Source organism: Sulfitobacter aquimarinus, from assembly GCF_040149565.1.
GTDB lineage: Bacteria > Pseudomonadota > Alphaproteobacteria > Rhodobacterales > Rhodobacteraceae > Sulfitobacter > Sulfitobacter aquimarinus.
In genome coordinates this window covers 509,385-532,980 of sequence record NZ_JBEFLO010000002.1, presented here as the reverse complement: position 1 = coordinate 532,980, position 23,596 = coordinate 509,385, and the positions used below count along the sequence as shown (strand labels likewise).

22 protein-coding genes are annotated in these 23,596 nt (G+C 61.6%); 6 read left to right on the top strand and 16 right to left on the bottom strand.

Going from position 1 to position 23,596, the window contains the following annotated elements:
- Window positions 1–52: 52 nt before the first annotated feature.
- The 5 genes from ABMC88_RS06645 to ABMC88_RS06625 all read right to left on the bottom strand — a co-directional run bounded on the left by ABMC88_RS06645 (window position 53) and on the right by ABMC88_RS06625 (window position 5,746).
- On the bottom strand, window positions 53–622 hold the full coding sequence (locus ABMC88_RS06645; RefSeq protein ID WP_349576052.1) for a sarcosine oxidase subunit gamma: 570 nt from the start codon (window positions 620–622) through the stop codon (window positions 53–55).
- Complete coding sequence (locus tag ABMC88_RS06640; RefSeq protein ID WP_349576051.1) at window positions 615–3,632, bottom strand: sarcosine oxidase subunit alpha family protein; 3,018 nt, start codon at window positions 3,630–3,632, stop codon at window positions 615–617. The genes ABMC88_RS06645 and ABMC88_RS06640 overlap by 8 nt, the downstream gene beginning before the upstream one ends.
- A gap of 64 nt (window positions 3,633–3,696) precedes the next feature.
- On the bottom strand, window positions 3,697–4,020 hold the full coding sequence (locus ABMC88_RS06635; RefSeq protein ID WP_349576050.1) for a sarcosine oxidase subunit delta: 324 nt from the start codon (window positions 4,018–4,020) through the stop codon (window positions 3,697–3,699).
- A 126-nt stretch (window positions 4,021–4,146) separates the two neighbouring features.
- Entirely contained in the window at window positions 4,147–4,392 is a 246-nt protein-coding gene (locus ABMC88_RS06630) for a hypothetical protein (protein WP_349576049.1), read from the bottom strand.
- Window positions 4,393–4,501: 109 nt separating this feature from the next.
- Entirely contained in the window at window positions 4,502–5,746 is a 1,245-nt protein-coding gene (locus tag ABMC88_RS06625; protein WP_349576048.1) for a sarcosine oxidase subunit beta family protein, read from the bottom strand.
- Window positions 5,747–5,986: 240 nt separating this feature from the next.
- On the opposite strand from ABMC88_RS06625, the gene ccmI reads away from it, so the two are divergent.
- The 3 genes from ccmI to ABMC88_RS06610 are packed head-to-tail and all read left to right on the top strand — an operon-like array spanning window position 5,987 to window position 7,934.
- A complete protein-coding gene (gene ccmI / locus ABMC88_RS06620) occupies window positions 5,987–7,213 on the top strand; it encodes a c-type cytochrome biogenesis protein CcmI (protein WP_349576047.1) in 1,227 nt (408 codons plus the stop codon).
- The gene (gene ruvX / locus ABMC88_RS06615) at window positions 7,210–7,701 is read left to right on the top strand and encodes a Holliday junction resolvase RuvX (protein ID WP_349576046.1); all 492 of its coding nucleotides are present in this window, start codon (window positions 7,210–7,212) and stop codon (window positions 7,699–7,701) included. The genes ccmI and ruvX overlap by 4 nt, the downstream gene beginning before the upstream one ends.
- Window positions 7,698–7,934, top strand: a complete 237-nt coding sequence (locus ABMC88_RS06610) for a DUF1289 domain-containing protein (RefSeq protein ID WP_349576045.1) — start codon at window positions 7,698–7,700, stop codon at window positions 7,932–7,934. Before ruvX ends, ABMC88_RS06610 begins: the two co-directional genes overlap by 4 nt.
- Here ABMC88_RS06610 and ABMC88_RS06605 read toward each other — a convergent pair.
- The 4 genes from ABMC88_RS06605 to dusA form a co-directional block, all read right to left on the bottom strand.
- Window positions 7,931–8,149, bottom strand: a complete 219-nt coding sequence (locus tag ABMC88_RS06605; protein ID WP_349576044.1) for a hypothetical protein — start codon at window positions 8,147–8,149, stop codon at window positions 7,931–7,933. The two genes, ABMC88_RS06610 and ABMC88_RS06605, sit on opposite strands and share 4 nt — an antisense overlap.
- Before the next feature lie 127 nt (window positions 8,150–8,276).
- Window positions 8,277–9,026, bottom strand: a complete 750-nt coding sequence (locus ABMC88_RS06600) for a hypothetical protein (protein WP_349576043.1) — start codon at window positions 9,024–9,026, stop codon at window positions 8,277–8,279.
- The gene (locus ABMC88_RS06595) at window positions 9,023–9,847 is read right to left on the bottom strand and encodes a sulfite exporter TauE/SafE family protein (RefSeq protein ID WP_349576042.1); all 825 of its coding nucleotides are present in this window, start codon (window positions 9,845–9,847) and stop codon (window positions 9,023–9,025) included. Before ABMC88_RS06595 ends, ABMC88_RS06600 begins: the two co-directional genes overlap by 4 nt.
- A gap of 39 nt (window positions 9,848–9,886) precedes the next feature.
- On the bottom strand, window positions 9,887–10,894 hold the full coding sequence (gene dusA, locus ABMC88_RS06590; RefSeq protein ID WP_349576147.1) for a tRNA dihydrouridine(20/20a) synthase DusA: 1,008 nt from the start codon (window positions 10,892–10,894) through the stop codon (window positions 9,887–9,889).
- Window positions 10,895–11,194: 300 nt separating this feature from the next.
- On the opposite strand from dusA, the gene ABMC88_RS06585 reads away from it, so the two are divergent.
- Entirely contained in the window at window positions 11,195–12,826 is a 1,632-nt protein-coding gene (locus ABMC88_RS06585) for an alpha-D-glucose phosphate-specific phosphoglucomutase (protein WP_349576041.1), read from the top strand.
- 122 nt (window positions 12,827–12,948) lie between these two features.
- On the opposite strand, the gene hpaD is transcribed toward ABMC88_RS06585, so the two are convergent.
- From hpaD to ABMC88_RS06570, 3 genes are read right to left on the bottom strand one after another with little or no spacing between them, the layout of a single operon-like run.
- On the bottom strand, window positions 12,949–13,932 hold the full coding sequence (gene hpaD / locus ABMC88_RS06580) for a 3,4-dihydroxyphenylacetate 2,3-dioxygenase (RefSeq protein WP_349576040.1): 984 nt from the start codon (window positions 13,930–13,932) through the stop codon (window positions 12,949–12,951).
- On the bottom strand, window positions 13,932–15,443 hold the full coding sequence (hpaE, locus tag ABMC88_RS06575) for a 5-carboxymethyl-2-hydroxymuconate semialdehyde dehydrogenase (protein WP_349576039.1): 1,512 nt from the start codon (window positions 15,441–15,443) through the stop codon (window positions 13,932–13,934). Before hpaE ends, hpaD begins: the two co-directional genes overlap by 1 nt.
- Window positions 15,440–15,829: a 5-carboxymethyl-2-hydroxymuconate isomerase gene (locus tag ABMC88_RS06570; protein WP_349576038.1), complete on the bottom strand. Its 390-nt coding sequence runs from the start codon at window positions 15,827–15,829 to the stop codon at window positions 15,440–15,442. The genes hpaE and ABMC88_RS06570 overlap by 4 nt, the downstream gene beginning before the upstream one ends.
- A gap of 335 nt (window positions 15,830–16,164) precedes the next feature.
- On the opposite strand from ABMC88_RS06570, the gene ABMC88_RS06565 reads away from it, so the two are divergent.
- On the top strand, window positions 16,165–17,562 hold the full coding sequence (locus tag ABMC88_RS06565; RefSeq protein WP_349576037.1) for a M20 family metallopeptidase: 1,398 nt from the start codon (window positions 16,165–16,167) through the stop codon (window positions 17,560–17,562).
- Here the strand turns inward: ABMC88_RS06565 and ABMC88_RS06560 are convergent.
- The 4 genes from ABMC88_RS06560 to ABMC88_RS06545 form a co-directional block, all read right to left on the bottom strand.
- The gene (locus tag ABMC88_RS06560) at window positions 17,556–17,969 is read right to left on the bottom strand and encodes a lysozyme inhibitor LprI family protein (protein ID WP_349576036.1); all 414 of its coding nucleotides are present in this window, start codon (window positions 17,967–17,969) and stop codon (window positions 17,556–17,558) included. The two genes, ABMC88_RS06565 and ABMC88_RS06560, sit on opposite strands and share 7 nt — an antisense overlap.
- A 63-nt stretch (window positions 17,970–18,032) precedes the next feature.
- Window positions 18,033–19,433 carry a TRAP transporter large permease gene (locus ABMC88_RS06555; protein ID WP_349576035.1) on the bottom strand — a complete coding sequence of 467 codons (1,401 nt, stop codon included), beginning with the start codon at window positions 19,431–19,433 and terminating at the stop codon, window positions 18,033–18,035.
- A complete protein-coding gene (locus ABMC88_RS06550; protein ID WP_349576034.1) occupies window positions 19,433–20,062 on the bottom strand; it encodes a TRAP transporter small permease subunit in 630 nt (209 codons plus the stop codon). The genes ABMC88_RS06555 and ABMC88_RS06550 overlap by 1 nt, the downstream gene beginning before the upstream one ends.
- A 99-nt stretch (window positions 20,063–20,161) precedes the next feature.
- The gene (locus ABMC88_RS06545) at window positions 20,162–21,178 is read right to left on the bottom strand and encodes a C4-dicarboxylate TRAP transporter substrate-binding protein (protein ID WP_349576033.1); all 1,017 of its coding nucleotides are present in this window, start codon (window positions 21,176–21,178) and stop codon (window positions 20,162–20,164) included.
- Between the two features lie 287 nt (window positions 21,179–21,465).
- On the opposite strand from ABMC88_RS06545, the gene acs reads away from it, so the two are divergent.
- The gene (acs, locus tag ABMC88_RS06540; protein ID WP_349576032.1) at window positions 21,466–23,418 is read left to right on the top strand and encodes an acetate--CoA ligase; all 1,953 of its coding nucleotides are present in this window, start codon (window positions 21,466–21,468) and stop codon (window positions 23,416–23,418) included.
- Window positions 23,419–23,596: the final 178 nt, after the last annotated feature.

Genomic DNA, 23,596 nt, shown 5'->3' with positions numbered 1-23,596 from the left:
CGATTACACCGAAGGGTCAAGGCGACGTCGCCGCACATGCCCTGATTTGCCCCTAGAATGCATCCACTTCCGAGCCGGGCTGTGCCGCGACGCCCAGCACATCGAACACGTATTGCGCGACCGAACGGAAGCAAACCACATGAAACACATCCGCCTCGGGCATCCAGAAGGCGGCGGGCACTTGGGCGATGCGTGTGCGGCGGAACATGCCGGTGGTGAACTGGGCGGGGGCCAGATCAACGGGGGCGAGTTTGGCCATAACCTCCCGCGCACGAGGGCCGCGCACCTCGAACACCGCGCGAGCGTCTGAGACGTTCACGCATAGCGCATGTTGTTTGGCCAGCTTGGTATTCAGCGCCGCGACTTTCTCGCCTGCCTCGGCATAGTCGCACATGACCAGCAATTCGTCGGGTGACATCCACGCGATTCCGTCTGTGCCGCTTTGGGCGCAGGTGCGGATGTCTGGCACAGCCACACCTGCCACAGACGCGACAGCTTTGGTAAAGCTGCGGGCCGACAGGTCGCCGCGCAGGGTGATCATGCCGCGTGGTCCCAGCTCAGTGATTTGGGCGATGCCCGTGGCAAAGGCCGCGCCGTTCAAAGCGGATACTGGCTCAGACATTTTGCTTCTCCCCGTCTTTGTCATAGAACACCGGATCGACGATCCGTGCGCTGTAGGTTTTGCCGTCAGTTCCGGGGAACTCCAGCACCTCTCCCATGCGGTCAGGCCCGTGATGCACCAGCCCCATGGCGATCCCCTTGCCCAACGTGGGTGAATGGTAGCTGGAAGTGACGCGCCCGATCATCTTGCGCTGACCGTTGGCGTTGGTCCCCTCGCCCACGGCATAGGCACCGTCGGGCAGTGTGCTGCCGTCTGTGGTCTCAAGACCCACCAGTTTCCAGCGGTTCGGGTCTGCCATATGGCTGCGCTGGTGGGCGCGTTTGCCAAGGTAGTCCTCTTTCTTCTTGCTCAGCGCCCAGTGCAGGCCAAGGTCTTGGGGGATGACGGTGCCGTCCGTCTCGTCCCCGATCATGATAAAGCCTTTCTCGGCCCGCAGGATGTGCAAGCATTCGGTGCCATAAGGCATCACGCCCAGATCGGCCCCCACAGCCATCAGCGCATCCCAGAAGGCCTGGCCGTGGCTAGCATCGACCGCGATCTCGTAACTCAGCTCGCCCGAGAAGGAGATGCGGTAGACGCGGACCTTGAAGCCGCCAATCACACCGTCCGCCCACTCCATAAAGCCAAGCGCCTCTTTACTGACGTCCATGCCGCCGAGGCTTTCCAGCGCCTTGCGGGCGTTAGGGCCCACCACGGCGACCTGCGCATATTGCTCGGTCACATTGGCGACATAGACCTTCATGTCCCACCATTCGGTTTGCAGCCATTCCTCCATATGGGCATGGATCGATTCCGCGCCGCCCGTGGTCGTGTGGCACAGCCATGTGTCCTCGTCGATGCGGGCGACAACGCCGTCGTCAATGAGGAACCCGTTGTCGTTGCACATCAGCCCATAGCGGCATTTGCCGATCTTCAGCGTGCTCATCATGTTGGTGTAAAGCATATCAAGGAACTTGCCTGCATCCGGCCCCTTAACCACCAGCTTGCCAAGGGTCGAGGCATCGAGCAGGCCCATGTTCGTCCGCGTGTTGGTGACTTCGCGCATCACGGCATCATGGGTGCTTTCGCCTGATTGCTTGTAGGCATAGGGACGGCGCCATTGGCCGACAGGCTCCCACTCGGCGCCGTTCGCTTCGTTCCAGTCATGCATGGGTGTGCGGCGGACGGGCTGGAAGGCCGCGCCGCGTGCCTCACCGCCGATCGACGCCATCGAGATGGGGTGATACGGCGGGCGGAAAGTGGTGGTGCCCACGGTGGGTATATCTTCACCCAAAGCATTAGCAAGGGTCGCGAGACCATTGATATTACTCAATTTACCCTGATCCGTCGCCATGCCCAAAGTGGTATAGCGTTTGGCGTGTTCGACGCTGACAAAACCTTCCTGCGCAGCCAGCCGCACGTCCGAAACTTTGACGTCGTTCTGGTAATCCAGCCACGCCTTTTCGCGCAGCTTCACGCTGGCCCCTTGCGGCATCAACCAGACGGGAGCCATGGGCGCTTCCTCGCGCCGCTCCCCTTGGGAAGCTTTGGTGCCACGCGGCAGTTTCATGCCCAGACAGCGCAGCGTGCCATCAGCCGCCGCATAAGCATCGTTGAGCAGATCATCCAGCGCGAAGCTGCCAGAGGCCGCCCCTGCGGTAGAGACAAACTGCCCCCCGTCCGCACCTTTTGGCGGGCGGTCAGGGTCTGGGCTGAAACAGGCGTTTGCCTCGTCCCAGAACAGCTTGCCGCCGCAGTGGGACCACAGGTGGACAACAGGGCTCCACCCGCCTGACATGGCAACGGCGTCACACGGAATTTCTTCCAGCACCGCGCCTTCGCCCGCTTGGGAGCAGACAGCAACGCCTGTCACCCGCTTGCCGCCTTTGACCGAGGCGATACCGTGGCCCATCAGCACACGAATGCCCAGCGCCTTTGCCTGCGCCATTGCTTCGCTGTCTTGCGGCAGCACGCGGGCGTCGATGATGGCAGGCACGTCGAGGCCTGCGTGTTTGAGGGCAATCGCCGTGAGGTAGGCATCGTCGTTATTGGTTACCACCACCGTGCGGTCGCCCACCGAGACGCCGTAATTGACCACATAGTCGCGCATCGAGGCGGCCAGCATGACACCGGGAATGTCGTTACCCGCAAAGCTGAGCGGGCGTTCAATCGCCCCCGTTGCCGTGATCACATGCCCTGCTCGCACGCGCCACAGGCGGTGGCGGGGGCCGATCGCGTCGGGGTCGTGGTCGGTCAACCGCTCGTATCCCAGCACATAGCCGTGGTCGTAGACCCCTGCGCCCATGCAGCGGGTGCGCAGGGTAACGTTCTCCATCCCCTCAAGCTGGGCAATCGTCGCGTCGATCCAGTCCTGCGCGGGCATGCCGTCAATCTCGCCCCCGTCGACAGGCGTGCGGCCACCCCAATGGGCGGTTTGCTCCATCAGTATCACGCGGGCACCGGACAGGGCCGCGGCGCGGGCGGCTTCCAGCCCTGCAACACCGCCACCGACGATCAGCACATCGCAGAAGGCATAGAAATGCTCGTACGTGTCTTCATCGCGGGCCTTCGGGGCGCGGCCAAGGCCAGCAGAGTGGCGGATGATCGGCTCGTAGACATGCTTCCACAAGGGGCGCGGGTGGATGAACATCTTGTAGTAAAAGCCTGCGGGCAAAAAGCGGCTGAGGTGCTTGTTGATCGCACCTACGTCGAACTCAAGGCTGGGCCAGTGGTTCTGGCTCTCGGCGCGCAGACCCTCGAACAGCTCGGTCGTGGTGACGCGGGCGTTCGGCTCGAAATTGCCTTCGGTGCCGAGGTTGACCAGACCGTTGGGTTCTTCGGGACCAGCGGCCACGATGCCACGCGGACGGTGGTATTTGAACGAGCGGCCGACCAGCATTTGGTCGTTGGCCAGCAGGGCGGAGGCGAGTGTGTCGCCCTCGAAGCCGCTCATGTGGCGTCCGTTGAAGCGAAATTTGACGGGGGTGGCTTTGTTCAGCAGGCGGCCACCAGTGGCGAGACGGGTGCTCATATATCGGCTCCAGCGCGGGTTGTGGATGCGGGATTGAGTTTAAGGGCAAAGAAAAGAAGGGACATCAGATGGCGTCGCGCCAACCGGGGCGTTTTGCGTCGATTTGAGCGAGTAATTCTTCGGGCGGGGTGTAGGTTTGGGCGCTGTAGGTGCCGAAGACTTCGAGGGTCATCGTGCAACGCGCCATGTGGAACCACTTGCCGCAGCCGTTCTGGTGGCGCCAGCGCTCAAAATGCACGCCTTTGGGGTTTTTGCGCATGAACAGATAGGTTTCCATCTGGTCATCGGTGGAGCCTACGGTGTGGCGGGTGATATGCGCCTCGCCGTGGGCGTGGAATTCGGTTTCCTCGGCTGTGATGCCGCAGTTGGGGCAGGATACGATCAGCATGGGCAGTCTCCAGACTTTGAAGAATGACAGGGAGCGGCGGTCGAAAGGGTCCGCTGCCATAACGCAAAAAGGCTGTCTCTTGAGAAAGAGACAGCCGTCAAGTTCGTCACCGGATTGGTGGTGGTTTTATTCCGAAGCGGCGCCTGCTGCTGCGTCTGCAGCGCCTTCAACGGCGTCTGCAGCACCTTCGACGGTGATGTTGACATCGTTTGCACCCGCGCCTTCAAAGCTGCCGCCAAAGACGAAATATGCGAGAACGCCGACCACCACGACAAGCGCGCCGACAATGAAACCCATGCCGGAGCCACCGCCGGTTGTGGTTGTTGTCGTGGTTGTATTCTGACGTTCAACGGCTGGTTGTTGCTGTGCCATGTTCTTTGTTCCTTTGGTCTGTTTGTTTCATTAACAACAGACAAGGCGCCCGAAAGGTTCCATCCTTTTCCGACAACTTCAGACATCCGCGGTGCGCACAGTGCATACATCAATGCGCTACCCCCGCTGCAACACTTTCGTCGATGAAGCGACCTTCGACGAACCGCTCCAGCCCGAAGGCGTCGGTGAGGGGTGAGTAGCCCTTTGCCATCAGCTCGGCCATGGCCCAGCCGGAGCCAGGGATGGCTTTGAAGCCGCCAGTACCCCAGCCGCAGTTGATGAACACGCCGTCGACGGGCGTTTTGCTGAGGATGGGAGAGCGGTCGCCCGTGACGTCCACGATGCCGCCCCATTGGCGCAGCATTTTGAGGCGGGAGACCATTGGGAATGTCTCGACCAATGCGCGGACCGTTTCTTCGATATGGTGGAAGGAGCCGCGCTGGGTGTAGTTGTTGTAGCCGTCCGTGCCGCCACCGATGACCATCTCGCCCTTGTCGGACTGGCTCATGTAGCCGTGGACTGTGTTGGCCATCACGACGACATCCATGCAAGGTTTGATCGGCTCGGACACCAGCGCCTGAAGGGCGACTGATTCCACGGGCAGACGGAAGCCCGCCATATCGGCAAGGTGCCCCGAGTGGCCCGCGACCACCATGCCCAGTTTATCACAGGCGATGTCGCCACGGTTGGTGGACACGCCCGTGACCTTGCCACCCTCGGACCGGATGCCCGTGACTTCGCATTGCTGGATCACGTCCATGCCCATATCCGAACACGCCCGCGCATAGCCCCACGCCACTGCATCGTGGCGCGCCGTGCCGCCGCGGGCCTGCCACAAACCGCCCAGCACGGGATAGCGGGGACCCTCGATGTTGATGATCGGCACCAGCTCTTTGACACGCGCGGGGGGGATGAATTCGGTGGTCACACCTTGCAACATGTTGGCATGGGCCGTCCGCTTGTACCCACGCACCTCATGTTCGGTTTGTGCAAGCATGATGACGCCGCGTGGGGAAAACATCACATTATAGTTGAGATCCTGCGACATCGTCTCGTACAGGCTGCGCGACTTTTCATAGATCGCGGCCGATGGATCCTGCAAATAGTTGGATCGGATGATGGTCGTATTGCGGCCCGTGTTGCCGCCCCCCAGCCAGCCCTTTTCCAAAATCGCCACATTGGTGATGCCGAAGTTCTTGCCCAGATAATACGCCGTCGCGAGGCCGTGCCCCCCTGCCCCGATGATAATCGCGTCATAGCGTTTCTTGGGGGCTGCATCGCGCCATGCGCGGGTCCAACCGGTGTGGTGGCGCATCGCTTCGCGTGCCACGGCAAATACGGAGTATTTCTTCATCACGGGTGTTCCCTGCGGCAATAGTTGTCTGGATTCGGGCACAGCGGCCCGCATACGTCCTTCATGGTGAAGCGGACGGAAAAGAGGATACTCTTCGCGGCATTTGTTAGCTAATTTACGACATCCCCCGCAAGCAGGCAAATTCGGGCGGTGTCTATTCGTCGCGGGGTGGGCAATCGCCCCTTTTGGTCGGGGCGCGGGCGTATTACATCTGGCAAAACGAGGGAGGCGGGTGCCGTGGTGAGTTTCTGGATTGTTGCGGGTGCGATCACAGTGAGTGTGGCGGCCGTTCTGGTGCGTGCGGTTCTGCGCGGTGCGGGGCGCGATACGGGATCGCGGACGGCCTCGGACATAGAAGTGTACCGTGCGCAATTGGCCGAGGTTGACCGTGATGTGGCCCGCGGCGTGGTCACAAAAGACGACGCCGAGCGGGTGCACGCCGAAATCGCACGCCGCCTGATCGCTGCCGACAAGGCGCAGAAATCCGAAGACAGCACACAGCACCGCGCCCCTGTCGGCGCCGCGCTGGCAATCATAGCTGTTGGCGTGGTGGGCAGTCTGGCCAGCTATCTGTGGTTGGGCGCGCCAGGCTATGGCGACATGGCGCTAAAGGACCGGATCGCCTTTGCCGAAGAAGTTCGCAAAACGCGGCCCGCGCAATCGGTGGCCCAGGATTCGCTTCCGCCGTTTGTGGACCCTGCCGAGATGGACGACCGCTACCGCGCCTTGATGGCGCAACTGCGTGAGACGGTCGCAGCGCGGCCAGACGACCAACAGGGCCACGCGCTACTGGCGCAGCAAGAACGGCGCATCGGGAATTATGCCGCCGCCGTGCAGGCGCAGGCGCGACTGGTCGAGTTGAAGGCAGGCGGTGCCAGCCCGCAAGAGCTTGCTGATTTGGGAGAGTTGCGGATTTTGGCGGCGGGCGGCTATGTCTCGCCCGAGGCCGAGATGAGCCTGCGGGCCGCATTGGTCAAGGACCGCTCAAACAGCACGGCACGGTATTATATCGGGCTGATGCTGGCGCAGACAGGCAGGCCCGATCAGGCGTTCCGCATCTGGGATCAGTTGCTGCGGGCGGGTCCCGCTGATGCGCCGTGGATCCCCCCCATTCTTGAACAGATCGAGGAGCTGGCCCAGCTTGCCGGCGTGAACTACTCTGTTCCCGACATCGGAACCGGCACGCAGCGTGGCCCCACGGCAGCAGATGTCGAAAACGCAGCCGAGATGACCCCCGCCGAGCGGATGGAGATGATTGGCAGCATGGTTGTGGGGCTGTCAGAACGCCTCGCCACCGAGGGCGGGCCTGCACGCGACTGGGCAAGGCTTATCTCGTCACTGGGCGTTTTGGGCGAATGGGAACGCGCGGCGGCGATCCATGCCAACGCGGTTGAGGTCTTCGCAGGCGACCAGAGCGCGATTGAGTTGATTAACGCCGCAGGTCGCAAGGCGGGGGTGGTCGAATGATTTTTGATCGGATCGAGGATTTCGCCGCCAGCCTGCCGGCAATGCAGGCCCTGATCGGGCTTGATCTGGGGGAAAAGACCATCGGCGTGGCTGTCAGCGACAGCTTCCTGTCTATCGCCACCCCGCTTGAGACCGTGAAGCGCCGCAAATTCGGCCTTGATGCGGCGCGGCTGGGCGAGATTATCGCAGAGCGAAGGATTGGCGGGCTGATCCTTGGGTTGCCGTTCAATATGGACGGCTCGGAAGGTCCGCGATGCCAATCAACCCGCGCCTTTGCGCGCAACTTTGACAGGCTGCATCCTGCCCTGCCCATCGGGTATTGGGATGAGCGGCTATCCACCGTCGCCGCAGAACGCGCGTTGCTGGAGGCAGATACATCACGGCGGCGGCGCTCGGAAGTGATCGACCATGTCGCCGCTGGCTATATCCTGCAAGGTGTGTTGGACAGGCTGGCCGTTGTGCGCCGCAATCAGGAGGCCGAAACATGAGTGACAAGATCTGGAAGCGGGCCGAGATCGAAAGCCCTTGCATCAAGATTTGTGTGATCCACCCCGAAAGCCGTTTGTGCACGGGCTGCCTGCGTTCGATAGACGAGATTGGCGCATGGTCGCGGATGAGCGCAGAGGTGCGCCGTGCGGTGATGGATGAACTGCCCACCCGTGCGGGTGCGCTGACCAAACGGCGCGGCGGGCGGGCCGCCCGACTGGCGCGTAAGCCCTAGTTTTTGCGGCGCTCTGGCGTTCCGAACATCGCAATCGCTGCGCGGCGGCGCGTTTGACGCGGCAGGGCCACCACGCGGGGTGGCAGAGGGCTGTTTGCAGCCTGCTGGGCACCGGCACGGGCGAAATCGCATTCGGGAATGTTCAGAGCAGGAAACTGCGCAGGGGATTTCCCTGTTGAATTGAAATACGCGACATAGCCAAAAGGCCCGGTCATGGTCTGTTTCATCTTCTGCCTCAAATCCTGATGCCCCTCTTTCGGGGGCGTTACACAAGCGTACATGCCAAAGGCTTGGGGCAACAATGGGGCAAAGGTAAGTTTATTGTGCGCCGCGACGAAACAGCTACAGTTGTAGCCATTCTGACGCACCGCCTGCGCATTCAGGGCGAAAGAAGGCGACCATGCGGCCCTGCCCGTCGGGATCGCGGTGCGCGCCCCAGCTTTGCGTGCCATGCAGCAAAAACGGATGCAGCAGCGCGGATTGCCCCTGCCGCAACAGCAGCGGCACTGGGGTGCATACCTCGAACACATGGGCGCGGGCCTGTTTGTAAGCCTCTGTAATATCGACCTGGTCGGCGGGATTATCGCCAATAGCCCTACGAAGGGCCGCCTGCATGATCTGCTGGCTTGCGGGCCAGACAACGGTGGGGGCCGCAGCGCAGTCTCCCAGCGGGATGGCCAGAATATAAGCGTGGTATTCACGCGCAAAGCGGCGTCGATCTGGCCCCACGGGCAGCAAGCCGTCCACATGCGCCGCACAGCGGTTTAGTCGGTAGCGGTGGTTTGCGTCGCTCTCGCCGGCGTCCTGTTTGGGGTAGCCTTCATAGATGATCGACAGTTGCGCAGGGTGCAGCGGCAGCTCCGGCACCGCGCTCTGCCATGGGCCGCGCAGTGGCACGCCTGCGATACTGCCGTCTGCCGCATTGGGCAGCGCATCCACACCTACAAACCACGTCTGACCGTGGCGCAGATTGTCGGGGCCGCGCATCTGTGGCTGTGCCACGATGGTGCGGGCGATGTCGGCTGCGGCCTTGCTCCATGCAGCGGTGTGCGAATCGTGATCGTAAACGGTATACCCGTCCGGCCCCGTCACCCCATCAGCGCCTTGCGCAGCATGTTGAGCGCCACCAAAACCAGAAACACACCAAACGCCCGTTTGAGCGGTTTGGGATCCATCGCATGGGCCAGCCGTGCGCCGTAGGGTGTGGTAATCAGCGTCATCGCGATCACCAGCACAAAGGCCACCAGATTGACCGCTCCAACAGTAAAAGGCGGCTTGGACGCGGCGTCCATCTCAACGAATAAAAACCCGATCACCGAGGGCACGGCAATCACCACGCCAAAGCCTGCCGCCGTAGCCACCGCACGGTGGATCGGCGTGTTATACAGACTCATCAACGGGACGCCAAAGCTGCCCCCGCCGATCCCCATCAAGACCGACAAAAAGCCAACGGCAGGCGACAGACCAGCACGCGCCACACCTTTGGGCATTGCCTCACCCAGCCGCCACTCTGCGCGGCCAAAGCTCATGTACAAGCCCACCACCAGCGCCAGCACGCCAAAGATCGCTTGCAGCGTTGAGGAGCGCAGGCCCGAGACGGCGACCATGCCGATCACTGCACCAATCACGATGCCGGGGGCCCAGCTGCGCAAGATCTGCCAATCCACCGCGCCCTTTTTATTGTGCGACAGGACCGAACGGACGGATGTGACGATGATCGTCGCCAAAGATGTGGCCAGACACAGCTGCATCAACTGTTCACCGCCATAGCCAAGCGTCTGGAAGGCGTAAAAAAACGCAGGCACCAGAACGATGCCACCGCCCACGCCCAACAGCCCCGCAAGCACGCCTGCAAAGGCTCCGATGACCATCAGCATAACTGCCATTTGTATCAGCAAAATTGTGTCTGGCATGGCGCGTCTCCTTGCGGTGTGGAATGTGTTAAGGTGTTGCTACACTGCGCGGGCGGCGGCGGCCAGTGCGGTTTGCTCTTGTGTTTGCTCCAGCGCGTCGCGGACCAGCGCAGTCCCCGCCCCCTGCAGATGCGCGCCCTGCGACAGCACCCGCCGCCACACCCGCGCACCCGGACGGCCCGCAAACAGCCCCAGCATATGCCGCGTGACCGAACCAAGCTTGCCGCCCGCCTCCAAATGCGCCTCGATATACGGCAGCATGGCCAGCACGGTGGCTTCGGCTGTGGTGTCGGTGCCGGTCCCGTAGATCAGGCGGTCGGCCCGACACAGGATGTCGGCGGGTTGGTGATAGGCCGCCCGCCCGATCATCACCCCGTCCAGCCCCGCGTCCAGCGCCGCCTGCGCCGTCTCCAACGTGGTGATCCCGCCATTGAGGGAGATATGCAGATTGGGAAACAGCTCTTTCATGCGGTGAACCAGCGGATAATCGAGCGGCGGGATGTCGCGGTTTTCCTTGGGGCTAAGCCCGTCCAGCCACGCTTTGCGGGCGTGGATCGTCACGCGTTCAACACCCGCCGCGACAATGCGGCTGAGGAATTCGGGCAGGATGTATTCGGGGTCTTGGTCGTCCACGCCGATGCGGCATTTGACCGTCACCTCAACATCCACAGCACGGCGCATCGCGCCCACACAGGCCGCCACCAGCGCCGCGTCCTTCATCAGCACCGCGCCAAATGCGCCTGATTGCACACGGTCAGAGGGGCAGCCGACATTCAGGTTAATCTCGTCATAGCCCGCTTGTGCGCCGATGCGCGCCGCCTCGGCCAGTTCGGCGGGGTCGGAGCCGCCAAGCTGCAGGGCCACGGGGTGTTCGGCAGGATTGTGATCCAGCAGATGCAACGCGCCGCCGCGCACCAGCGCGGGCGCGGTGACCATCTCGGTATAAAGAAGGGTTTGCGTGCTCATCAACCGATGCAGATACCGGCAGTGGCGGTCGGTCCAGTCCATCATCGGGGCGACGGATAGGCGTGAGGCCCGCACGACCATGGCGCGGCCCAGATTGGGCCGGTGTGGCGGTTGTTCTGCGGGCTGGTTTGCATCAGACATGGTCGCGTCGTCTCGCCTTGTTTGTGTCCATCACGCCCGCCTGATGCGGGCCTTGTGTGTCGTGACATAAGCGACAAATCGGGTTTGGCCAAGGGGGCGTTCCCCCTACCCCATCCAACGCGTCAGGCAAATACAAGCGCCCGCAGTAGCAGGCGGCTCATCTGCAGGGTTCCTAAAACTAGCGCCGCGTGGCTGCACCGCCTATACAGGCATCAGATAGCGCCAAGTGAAAGGCAGATAATGACCACCTACACCACCGTCACCGCCCCGATCGAAGGGCAAAAACCCGGCACATCCGGGCTGCGCAAGAAAACCCGTGTGTTCATGGAGCCGAATTATCTGGAGAATTTTGTGCAGGCCACGCTAAACGCGATTGGCGGCGCACAGGGCAAGCGGTTTGTGGTGGGCGGCGACGGGCGCTATTTCAACCGCGAGGCGATCCAGATCATTTTGCGGATGGCCGCCGCCAATGGCGCAGCCGAGGTGATCGTGGGCCGTGACGGTATTCTATCAACGCCCGCCGTGTCGCATCTGATCCGAATGAACCAGACGGACGGCGGGTTCATCCTGTCGGCCAGCCATAACCCCGGCGGCATCGACGCGGATTTCGGCATCAAGTTCAACTCCGAAAACGGCGGCCCCGCGCCCGAAGGGCTGACCAACCAGATATTTGCGCAGACCAAAACGCTGGACGCTTATCACATCACGCAAAAGGATGACGTGGATCTGAGCCGCATCGGCATCTCCCGACTGGGCAGTATGACCCTGCATGTCGTGGACCCTGTGGAAAGCTATAGCACGTTGATGCAGACGCTGTTCGACTTTGACGCGATCCGTGCGCTCTTTGCCTCTGGCTTCACCATGCGGTTTGATGCGATGCACGCGGTCACGGGCCCCTACGCAACCGAAATTCTGGAGGAAATGCTGGGCGCACCCGCTGGCACTGTCATCAACGGCACCCCCTCCGAGGATTTTGGCAAGGGCCACCCCGACCCCAACCCCATCTGGGCCAAGGATTTGATGACCGAGATGATGTCGGACAGCGCGCCTGATCTGGGTGCAGCCTCGGACGGGGACGGCGACCGCAACATGATTGTGGGGCGCGGTGCCTATGTCACCCCCTCTGACAGCCTTGCCGTACTGGCTGCCAATGCGCATCTGGCCCCTGCCTATCGCCGCGGTTTGGCGGGGATCGCCCGCTCGATGCCGACAAGCGGGGCGGCAGACCGCGTGGCGTCGTGGCTTGGCATTCCTGCGTATGAGACGCCAACGGGCTGGAAGTTCTTTGGCACGCTGCTGGATGCGGGCAAGGTGACGCTATGTGGCGAGGAAAGTGCCGGAACGGGGTCGGACCATGTGCGCGAAAAGGACGGGCTTTGGGCCGTTCTGCTATGGCTCAACATCCTTGCTGTGCGCAAGCAGTCGGTTGCACAGATCATGGCCACGCATTGGGCGGAATACGGGCGCGACTACTATTCACGCTATGATTTTGAAGCCGTCGCATCGGACAAGGCCAACGCCTTGATGCAGGGGCTGATCGCCAAACTGCCGCAGCTGCCGGGCCAGCAGATCGCGGGCCTGACGGTCAGCGCGGCGGATGAGTTTACCTATACCGACCCGGTAGATGGGTCTGTCGCGAGCAATCAAGGCGTGCGGATTATGTTTGAAAGCGGGGCGCGCGCTGTGTTCCGCCTGTCGGGCACAGGGACCGAAGGGGCCACGATCCGCGTGTATCTTGAACAGTTCTCGGGCTTGGGCGGCGACATCAGCCAAGACCCGCAAACCGCATTGGCCGCCGTTTGGGCCGCAGCGGTGGCGCTGACGGATATGGAGCAGACAATCGGGCGCATCACGCCTGATGTGATTACCTGAGGGCACAGGCGTTGGGGGGTATTCTCCCAACGCCTTTGCGGGTTATTCCGATACCGTGACGCCCCTACGGGGCATTTCAATACAGTGACGCCCTTACGGGGTCTTCCAATACAATGACGCCCCTACGGGGCGATTATCGGGCTGGCTGCGATCTGCGACGCTGACGTGTCGACGCCCACAAACCGCGTGCCGTGCTCGAACCAGCTTTTGGGCGCTGCCGCCCCCCACAGCGTCTGGCGCTGGGGGTCCTTGAGGTCCCAGTGGATCGGCTCCATATCAGGGTCGACGGTCTGGTAGTCCGAGCAGTAGATCTCGATCCGGTGGCCGTCAGGATCAAGGATATAGAGGAAAAAGGCGTTGGAAATCCCATGCCGCCCCGGTCCGCGCTCGATATTATCGACATAACCCGTGGTCGCCATCAGATCGAGCAGATCAATGATGTTAAGCGGGGTCGGCACCCAAAACGCTACATGGTGCATGCGCGGGCCCGTGCCGTTGGTGAAGGCCATGTCATGCACGCCGCCCTTGCGGTGCATCCACGCGGCCCACAGCTTTTTGCTCTCGGCGTCTTCGGTGTATTCCGTCACGCGAAAGCCGAAATCGCTGTAGAAGGCCACGCTGGCATCTACATCGGGTGAGAAACAGTTGAAGTGGTCGATCCGAAGCGGCTTCACCCCGCGGTACAGCGCGTATTGCTGGTGGATCGGCGGCAGGCGGTCCATCTTGTGATAGAACTCCAGCGGAATGCCGTGGTTGTCGGATGTCAGCAGCGTGCGGCCCTGATAGGCGCGGTCCACCCATTGGGTCGGGCGGCCTTTGGACTGGAAATACGTCTCGGCGCGGTCCAGATCATCCTCGTCAAAGGTTTTGAACCCCATCACCTCGACCGTGCCGGGCTGCTCGGATTTTTGCAGGATGATGCAATGATGCCCGCGTTCTTCCATGGCGCGTAGATAGATGTGGCTGTCGTCCTCATCCGTCACTTGCAGGCCTAAAATCTCGGTATAGAATTTACGCGAGGCATCCAGATCGGCCACATTCAGACAGGCATGGCTAAGGCGGATGGTGTTGAAATCAGGGTACAGGTTCGGCGCGGGTACAGGCATCAGAGCGCTCCTAGTTTCGTGATTTTATGCTGGCCCGTAGCAAAGCCTACGTGCTTTTGCTCCATGTAGAAATCGAACGAGAAATCACCACCGTCGCGGCCGATGCCGCTGCTTTTTACGCCACCAAAGGGCGTGGGCAGGTGGCGCACGTTCTCGGAGTTTACCCAGATCATCCCCGCCTCCAGCTTGTCGGTAAAGCGCAGCGCACGGGTCAGATCATTGGTCCAGAGATAGCCCGTCAGACCATAGTCGGTGTCATTGGCCATCGCCAGCGCCTCTTCCTCGGTGCTGAAGGGAATCGAGGTAAGGACAGGGCCAAAAATCTCCTCACGGGCGACGCGCATCTCGTTGGTGGCGTTGGTGAACACCGTGGGGCGGATGAAGTATCCCTCGCTGCCCACAACCTCACCGCCTGCGGCGATGGTCGCGCCGTCGGTGCGGGCGATGTCGAAATAACTGGTGACTTTGGCAAAGTGTTCTTCGCTGACCAGCGGGCCGATCTCGGTGGCGGGGTCCAGCGGATGCCCGACCTTGATCGCCTCGACCCGTGCGACCAGCCTGGCCTCGAATTCTTCGCGAATAGTATCTTGCACAAACAGGCGCGAAGACGAGGTGCAGCGTTCGCCATTGATCGAGAAGATCATGAAGATCACCGCGTCCAAGGCCCGCTCAAGATCGGCATCATCAAACACGATGACAGGGTTTTTACCGCCCAACTCCAGATGGTTTCGTTTGAGCGTATCTGCCCCCTGCTTGGTGATCAGGCTGCCCGTGCTGCTTTCGCCCACAAAGGCGATTGCCTTGATCTTGGGGTGTTCGCACAGCGCACGGCCCGCATCATCGCCAAAGCCGTTCACGGTGTTGAGAACCCCCGCTGGCAGGCCTGCCTCCTCAGCGATCTCGACCAACAACCGCGCGGTCAGGGGCGAGGCTTCGGCGGGTTTATGGACCACGGTGCAGCCTGCCGCGAGGGCGGGCGCGATCTTCCATGTGGACAGCATGAAGGGCGTGTTCCACGGCGTGATGACCCCCACGGGGCCAATGGGCACGCGGCTGGTGATGTTCATCAGCGTGGGCGATTGCAGGCTTTGGCCGTCGCGTGCCTGTACCACCTGATCCGCGAAATAGCGGAAATTTTCGGCACCGCGCAGGGCCGCCTTTGACATGAACTTGATCGTCTGGCCCGTGTCCCAACACTCGCACAGGGCGATCTCTTCGGCGCGGGCTTCGATCCCTTCGGCGACGCGGATCAGGATGCGCTTGCGCTCTAGTGCGGGCATGTCGCGCCACGTCACAAACGCCTCAGAGGCCGCATTGGCCGCGGCATCAATATCGGCTGCTGTGCCGCGGGCGACATCGCAGATCAGTGATTTATCCACTGGCGAACGGGTCTGGAACACGCCGCCACTGCCCGCCACATCACCGCCCGCGATACGGTTGGGGATGCCGTCAGTGCGGAACCGCGCCAACAGGGTTTCGAGCTTTTCCAGATTGGTGTCAAAAGCGGTCATTGCGTATCCTTCAAATGGTGGCGGATGGTGCCGTGCTTGGGGGACAGGCCCGCATCTATATCGCGCATCTCGGCCGAAAGCGCGATGGAGCGGGTGGCAAGCGCGGGGGCGACAAACGTCTTGAGCGTGTCGAAAATGCGGGTCACGGCCTCTTGTTTCACGGCCTCTGGCCGCCCTTCGCGCAGGCGGATCGACAGGTCGATGAAACCGTGCGCCGGGCTGCCATCAGCGATGGCATAGTGATCGACCCGCGTGGCCCGCACGCGCACGCCTGCCATGGGGAATGTCTCGATCTGCACAGCCGCTGCGCGGATAGCCTCGCACAGTGCGCCCATGTCCACGACATCTTCAAGGTTGGCGGAATAGTCGATCTGGAAATGCGGCATCACGGGCTCCTCAATTACTTATCATGTTAATTAAAATGCTCCACCTGTCAACCCTGCTATAGCCCACCCCGGTTTACCCCCGGCGGTCATGGCTCAGGCCCACTGCGCTCCGCGTAAAGTGTGACCAGTTCCCCCCCCCGACGCAGGCACCACCGCATCCAGGCTCGGAAGGCTTGCGCCGATCTATATCAGCTGCGTTTGAAATGCCGGCTTGGGTAACATCGGCATTGGTGTCCGCTGCGCGGCAATTCCATCGGCACGTGGCCCAGAGGTATTTGCGCGAATGCCCTGCGCGGCTATTGGCCCGCCGTGCTTCTGACGATAGGTTTGCCTCCATGACACGCGAAAGAACCCTTGCCGCCGCCGCCGCCCGATTTGATAGCGGGCAATTGCAACATGAGCTGACCGATTTGGTCCGCTACCAGAGCGAAAGCCAGAACCCCGATCAGCTGGCGGTGCTGGCTACCTACCTGACCGAAGCGATCCGCCCACGGCTGGAGGCGGCGGGCTTTGCCTGCACAAGCCACGACAATCCTGTGGCGGGCGGCGGCCCCTTCCTGTTTGCCCAACGCATTGAGGACGCGGCCCTGCCCACTGTCCTGATCTACGGTCACGGGGATGTCGTTCTGGGACAGGCCGAACATTGGAGCGAGGGGCGTGCCCCCTTTGAGCTGCGCGATGAAGGAGACGCCCTTTACGGGCGCGGCAGTGCCGACAACAAGGTGCAGCATCTGATTAACATCATGGCGCTAGAGACGGTGCTGGCCCAGCGCGGGCGCCTTGGCTTTAACGTCAAGATCGTGATGGAAACCAGCGAAGAGATCGGCTCCCCCGGGCTTGCGCAGATGATGCAGCAGCACGCAGGGACATTGGCGGCGGATGTGCTGATCGCGTCAGACGGGCCTCGGCTGGCGGCGGATGTGCCGACCATGTTTATGGGATCACGCGGGGGGATCGGATTTGATCTGGTGGTGGATTTGCGGGACGGCGCGCATCACTCGGGCAATTGGGGCGGGCTGTTGGCCGACCCTGCGATGATCCTTGCGCATGCGCTGGCCAGCATCACGGATGCCCGTGGCCAATTGCGCATTCCCGAATGGCGCCCCGACAGCCTGACACCTGACATTCGCGCAGCCCTTGCGGGTCTGCCCGTGGGTGGCACGGGCGGCGCGGGGCCGCAGATTGATACGGATTGGGGCGAAGCAACGCTGACGCCCGCCGAGCGCGCCTACGGTTGGAACAGCTTTGCGGTGCTGGCGATGAAGTCAGGCACGCCCGAAGCGCCGCTCAACGCGATATCGGGCTATGCGCGGGCGACCTGCCAGCTGCGTTATGTGGTGGGGACAGATGCCCAAGGCGTGCTGCCTGCGCTACGCCGTCATCTGGATGCGGGCGGGTTTGAAGCGGTGGAGGTTGTGCCGTCGGAGGCAGGCATATTTGCCGCTACACGCCTTGCGCCGGGCCATCCTTGGGTCAGTTATGTGAAACGCTCGATCACGCAGACAACGGGCAAAGCACCCCATGTGCTGCCAAATCTGGCGGGCTCGCTGCCCAATGATTGCTTTGCCGATATTCTCGGCCTGCCGACGGTGTGGATTCCGCACAGCTATATGGGGTGCAACCAGCACGCGCCGGACGAGCATGTGTTGAAATCCATCTGCCGTGAGGGGCTGGAGATCATGGCCGGCCTGTTCTGGGACATCGGCGAGGGCGGCGGGCCCGCGCCTCAATAGGCGTTGAACTCCAGCAACATGCGCGTGCGCTGCGCCGTCAGTTCGGACAGACAGGTCGCGCGGATCAGCGGCTGGAGTGAGCCGCCCTCGAACGGGCTGGCATGAACGGCACAGGCCGCATCACGGTAGGCCAGCCAGGCACGCTGCGCTTTGAGCAAGGCCGCCCCCTGCCCGATTGCATCGGCAAATGATTTCGCGGATTTCCACGCTGTGTTTAGCCCGGCATCCGCTTTCTCGTAGTCCTTTGCAGCGCAGGCATTCATCAACTGCTGCGCTTGCGGCGCGATGCACTCCGCCGCCGTTTGCGCCTGCGCCCCCCCAGCGAGGAGCAGCGTAGCGGCAAGGGCACATGCCCTTGTCGCACCACAAAGCCACACCAGCCCGGCAGAAAAACTGTTAAACGTCATCGCAATCCCTCCCTTAGACAACAAGATACCCCACGGCACGCCAAGACGCGCCATGGGCAAAGCTCAGTTCGCGAGCGACGGCAACCACAGCACAATCGCGGGGAACGCCACCAACAGCGCGATCGTCACCGCATCGGCGATGAAAAACGGTGTCACACCGCGAAACACGTCTTGCACGGTCAGGTCATCGCGCACGCCCGCCACCACAAAGCAGTTCAGACCGATCGGAGGGGTGATGAGGCAAAACTCGGCCATCTTCACCACCAATATCCCGAACCAGATCGCACACATCTGCCCCGACATGCCAAAGGCGCTATCCGCAGCCGACACCATCTCGCCGCCATTCAGCGCCATAACCGCCGGATACACTACAGGCAGCGTCAGCAACAGCATTCCGATCGCATCCATGAACATCCCCAGCACCGCATAAGCCAGCAGGATACAGATCAGGATCACAATCGGCGCCAGCTCCAACGAGGTGATCCAGTCCGAAAACGCATCGGGCAGCTCTGCAAAGCCAAGGAACCGCACATAGATCAGCACGCCCCAGATGATCGTAAAGATCATCACGGTGAGTTTGGCCGTCTCCAGCAACGCTTCCTTCAGCTTGGCCCAGCGCATCCCGCGATAAAGCGCCATCAGGAAGACGATGAACGCGCCCACGGCGCCGCCCTCGGTCGGGGTGCCCCATGCGTCGCCAAAGGGGTTGTAGACAAAGAAGATGATGATCACGACCACGGCCACAATGGGCAGCGCAGGCGGCAGGCTCTCGAACCGTTCTTTCCATGTAAAGCCGGTCACGGGCGGGCCCACGTTCTTCCAGATCATCGCAATGCCGATGATCAGCGCGGCATAGACGATGGCGCTGAACATACCGGGGATGAACCCCGCCAACAGCAACATGCCCACGTCCTGCTCAACGATAATTGCGTAAATTACCAAAATGGCCGAGGGCGGGATCAATGAGGCAAGCGTGCCCCCAGCAGCCACAACTCCCGCCGCAAATTGCTTGTTATACCCGATCTTGAGCATTTCGGGGATGGCGATCCGCGCAAACACAGCCGCCGTAGCCACAGACGCGCCCGACACGGCCGCAAAGCCTGCGGTGGCAAAAACGGTCGAGACAGCCAAGCCCCCCGGCACCCACGCGATCCAGCGTTTGCACGCCTCGAACAGCGCGGTCGTCAGCTTGGCGTGATAGGCCAGATAGCCGATCATGATAAAGACGGGGATCAGGCTCAGAACCTGCGCCGAGACTTTGGAGTGCGGCGTAAGGCCCGCGATCTTTGTGCTGATCTCAACCGCTTTCCAGAAACGGTCCGGGTCGTAGTCAAAGCCGTTCCAGCGCAGCCAGATCAGCCCGACATACCCAGCAAGGCCAGCGGCAAAGGCCACGCGCATCCCCAGCACGACCATAAGAAGCATACCGCCCGAGACCCATAGGCCAATTTCAATCGGTTCCATCAGTCCGCCCCTTCCATCATCTTGGCTTCTGCCATCGCCTGCTGCTCAACCGTCAGCGACAAAGGCACGGCGACAGGGCTTTCCAAGCCCAGCACCAGCGCACGCGCATAGCCCCACGCCTGCAAAACCAGCCGCAGGATCAACACCGCAAAGGCAAACGGCACGACGATCTTGCTGGGCCAGATCGGCAGGTTCACATCAATCGAGCTATCGCGCGAACAAAACGGGCGCGCGCAGTCAAACGAGCGGTCAAAATGCTCCCATGCGCCGTAGGTCAGGCCCACGATCAGCAGCAGCATCAACAGCACCGAGACCAGCTCAAACAGCCACAAGACGCGACCCTTGAGCGCGTTGACCAGCATGTCCATGCGGATATGCGTGCCGTCGCGTGCGACATAGGACACGCCCATGATCGCGATGATCGGCATCGCCGCCTCGATATAATCGACGTAGCCCAACAAGGGGCTGGCAAAGAATTTGCGCGCCGTGACGGAATAGGCCGCCAGAAACATCAGTGAAAAAATCGCAAGCCCGCTCAGCAGGGCGCAAAAGCGCTCCAGCGGCAGTAGCATGCGGTCAAGTTTGCTTAAGATGCTGGAGTCTTCCAGCACTGCGGCTGATCCCGCCATCGGCCCGCCCCCTTGTTTAAAATCATGTGCAAAAAGGGCTGCGCGATGTCCCGCGCAGCCCAGTGTTTTCAGCGGTCAGGGCTGGTGTGCCCCGCCCCTTTAGCTGCCGCTTTTTGCGTCAGCGAGTGTTTTGACAACCAGATCATACAGTTCTTGACCCGGCATGCCCTGGGCTTCCATGTCGGCGATCCATTTGTCGCGGATCGGGTCCGCCGCGGTGGAGCGGAAGGACGCGATCACATCATCGGAAATCTCGACTTTTTCCACGCCTTTTTCTTCCAGCACGCTATCCCAGCGTTGCAGCAGTTCGCCGTAGTTGGCCAGATAGTGGTCCAGCGCCTCGTCAACCGAGCTGTCGAGTGCTTCGCGGTGCGCGTCCGACAGACCTTCATAGGCGTCGATGTTCACCACAACAGGGCAGTTCACCGTGCCGGGATTCAGGTTGGCTGTCCACCAGTCGGCCTCGTTGATGGTGCCAAAGCTGAGGTGGGCGTGCTGTGCGAAGGCAACCGTATCAACAACGCCCGAATCCATCGCTTGGAATGCTTCGGTGGCTGTCACGGATGTGGGCACACCGCCAACGGCTTCGAAGGCTTGGCCGATACCGCCTGTGGCGCGGACGCGCATACCTTTGAAATCTTCCAGCGTGGCACGAGGAGCGCCGGTGCCGACAAGGTTGTATTGCGGCATGGGCGACGTCATCAGCAGTTTTGCATTCCACTGCGCCATTTCTTCGGTCGCGGCGGGGTGGGCATAAACGGCTTTGGAAATCGCGACTTCCTGTTCAAGATTCTCAACGCCGAGGAACGGCAGTTCCAGCACGGTCACAACGCGGTTTTTATCGCGGTGATAGCCCGCGCAGAATTGTGCCATCTCGAACGCCCCGATCGAGATCCCGTCAAGGTTCTCGCGGTTTTTGGACAGGCCGCCGTAGCTGACGTTCATGGTGAATTCGCCGTTTGTCTTTTCCGAAACCAGTTCGGCCAGTTTTTCAACATGCTCGGTAAACGCGCGGCGTTTGCCCCAGACAGATACGTTCCATTCGGTTGCAGCGGCTTCGGATACAAATGCAAAGCTCAGTGCGCAGACGGCTGCGCCGCTCAGAAATTTATTCATCGGTTTCTCCCTTTGGTGCGCGTCCTTCACGGTGCGCTTGGGGCAGAGCCTACCGCGTGATCTTGGCGGTGCCAAGCCCCGACTGACGGCGCGTACGCCCAAGGCCCGTGCGCGCTAACGAGGATGAATTTACAAGATTTACCAGAATTGGGAAATTTCTTTACCGAAGTCACCGCCCCCACCGCCACCCAATATTCCCTTCCCCGCATACAGCCCATAAGGTCGGCCCAAACACCGGCGAACTAGCGCACATAGATGACGCAGCCGCCCCCAGGAGGAGACCTTTTATGTCCACAACAGCAAAAACCTATCCGCCCAGTGCCGACCTGTCCGCTGCTGCCCACGTTGATGAGGCCAAATATGACGCGATGTATGCCGCGTCGCTGGCCGACCCCGATGCGTTCTGGCGCGAGCAAGGGGCGCGGGTGGACTGGATCAAACCCTTTACCCAAGTCAAAGACGTGGATTTCACGCTGGGTCAGGTCAAGATCAACTGGTACGCGGACGGGCAGCTGAACGTCGCCGCCAACTGTATCGACCGCCATCTGGAAACACGCGGCGACCAGACAGCCATCATCTGGGAGCCCGACAGCCCCGAAGACGACGCCCTGCACATCACCTACAAAGACCTGCATGCAGGCACCTGCAAAATGGCTAATATCCTCAAGGATATGGGTGTGGGCAAAGGCGACCGTGTCATCATCTATATGCCGATGATCCCCGAAGCCGCCTTTGCCATGCTGGCCTGTGCGCGCATCGGTGCGATCCATTCCATTGTCTTTGCGGGCTTCTCGCCCGATGCTTTGGCTGCCCGTGTGAATGGCTCCGAAGCCAAGGTCGTGATCACCGCGGACGAGGCACCGCGCGGCGGGCGCAACACGCCGCTGAAGGCCAACGCCGACAAGGCGCTGGAGACCTGCGACGCTTCCGTCAAATGCCTTGTGGTGCGCCGCACCGGTGGCGATGTGGCATGGAACGAGGCGCGCGATGTGGACTATACCGCGCTGGCCCCGACTGCCTCGGCCACCTGTGAACCTGAGGCGATGGACGCCGAAGACCCGCTGTTCATCCTCTATACCTCGGGCTCGACGGGTCAGCCCAAGGGCGTCGTCCACTCAACCGGCGGCTATCTGGTTTATGCCGCGCTGACCCACGAGACGACGTTCGACTATAAGGACGGCGACATCTTCTGGTGCACGGCGGATGTGGGTTGGGTCACGGGCCACAGCTATATCGTTTATGGCCCGCTGGCCAATGGCGCGACGACCGTCATGTTCGAGGGCGTTCCGACCTATCCCGATGCGGGCCGCTTCTGGCAGGTCTGCGAAAAGCACAAAGTGAACCAGTTCTACACCGCCCCCACAGCCATCCGTGCGCTGATGGCGCAAGGTGACGACCACGTCAAAGGATCGGACCTCAGCAGCCTGCGCATCCTTGGCACCGTGGGTGAGCCGATCAACCCCGAGGCGTGGAACTGGTACAATGACGTCGTCGGTGGCGGCACCTGCCCCATCGTGGACACATGGTGGCAGACCGAAACAGGCGGCCACCTGATGACCCCGCTGCCCGGTGCACATGCGATGAAGCCCGGCTCGGCAATGAAGCCGTTCTTTGGCGTCAAACCGGTCGTGCTGGAACCCACCACTGCGGAAGAACTGCAAGGCAACCCCGTAGAAGGCGTGCTGTGCATCGCCGATAGCTGGCCCGGCCAGATGCGCAGCGTCTGGGGCGATCACGAGCGGTTCGAGAAGACGTATTTCGCCGACTACCCCGGCTATTACTTCACCGGTGACGGCTGCAAACGCGACGAAGACGGCGATTACTGGATCACGGGCCGCGTCGATGACGTGATCAACGTCTCGGGCCACCGCATGGGCACGGCAGAGGTCGAAAGCGCCCTTGTCGCTCACCCCAAAGTCGCCGAAGCCGCCGTTGTCGGCTACCCGCACGAGATCAAGGGCCAAGGCATCTATTGCTACGTCACCCTGATGGGCGGCGAGGAATACACAGACGAGCTGCGCGCCGAGTTGCGCACATGGGTCCGCACGGAAATCGGCCCCATCGCCTCTCCCGATTTGTTGCAGTGGGCACCGGGGCTGCCGAAAACACGCTCGGGCAAGATCATGCGCCGCATCCTGCGCAAGATTGCCGAGGATGATTTCGGCGCGTTGGGTGATACCTCGACGCTGGCGGACCCGTCGGTGGTGGATGATCTGATCGCCAACCGTATGAACAAGTAAATCATCATCGCACATGCGGTGATGTAACAGGCGTCCCTTCGGGGGCGCCTTTTGCCGTTCTTGCCGGGCAGCGATCCAAACACCGCCACATGCCTGCGTGGCAGAGTGCCGCAGAGCGCCCGACCGCGCCAATGCCGCCCCCCGAACCCACTGGACAAATCCCGCGTTGCGTGGCACC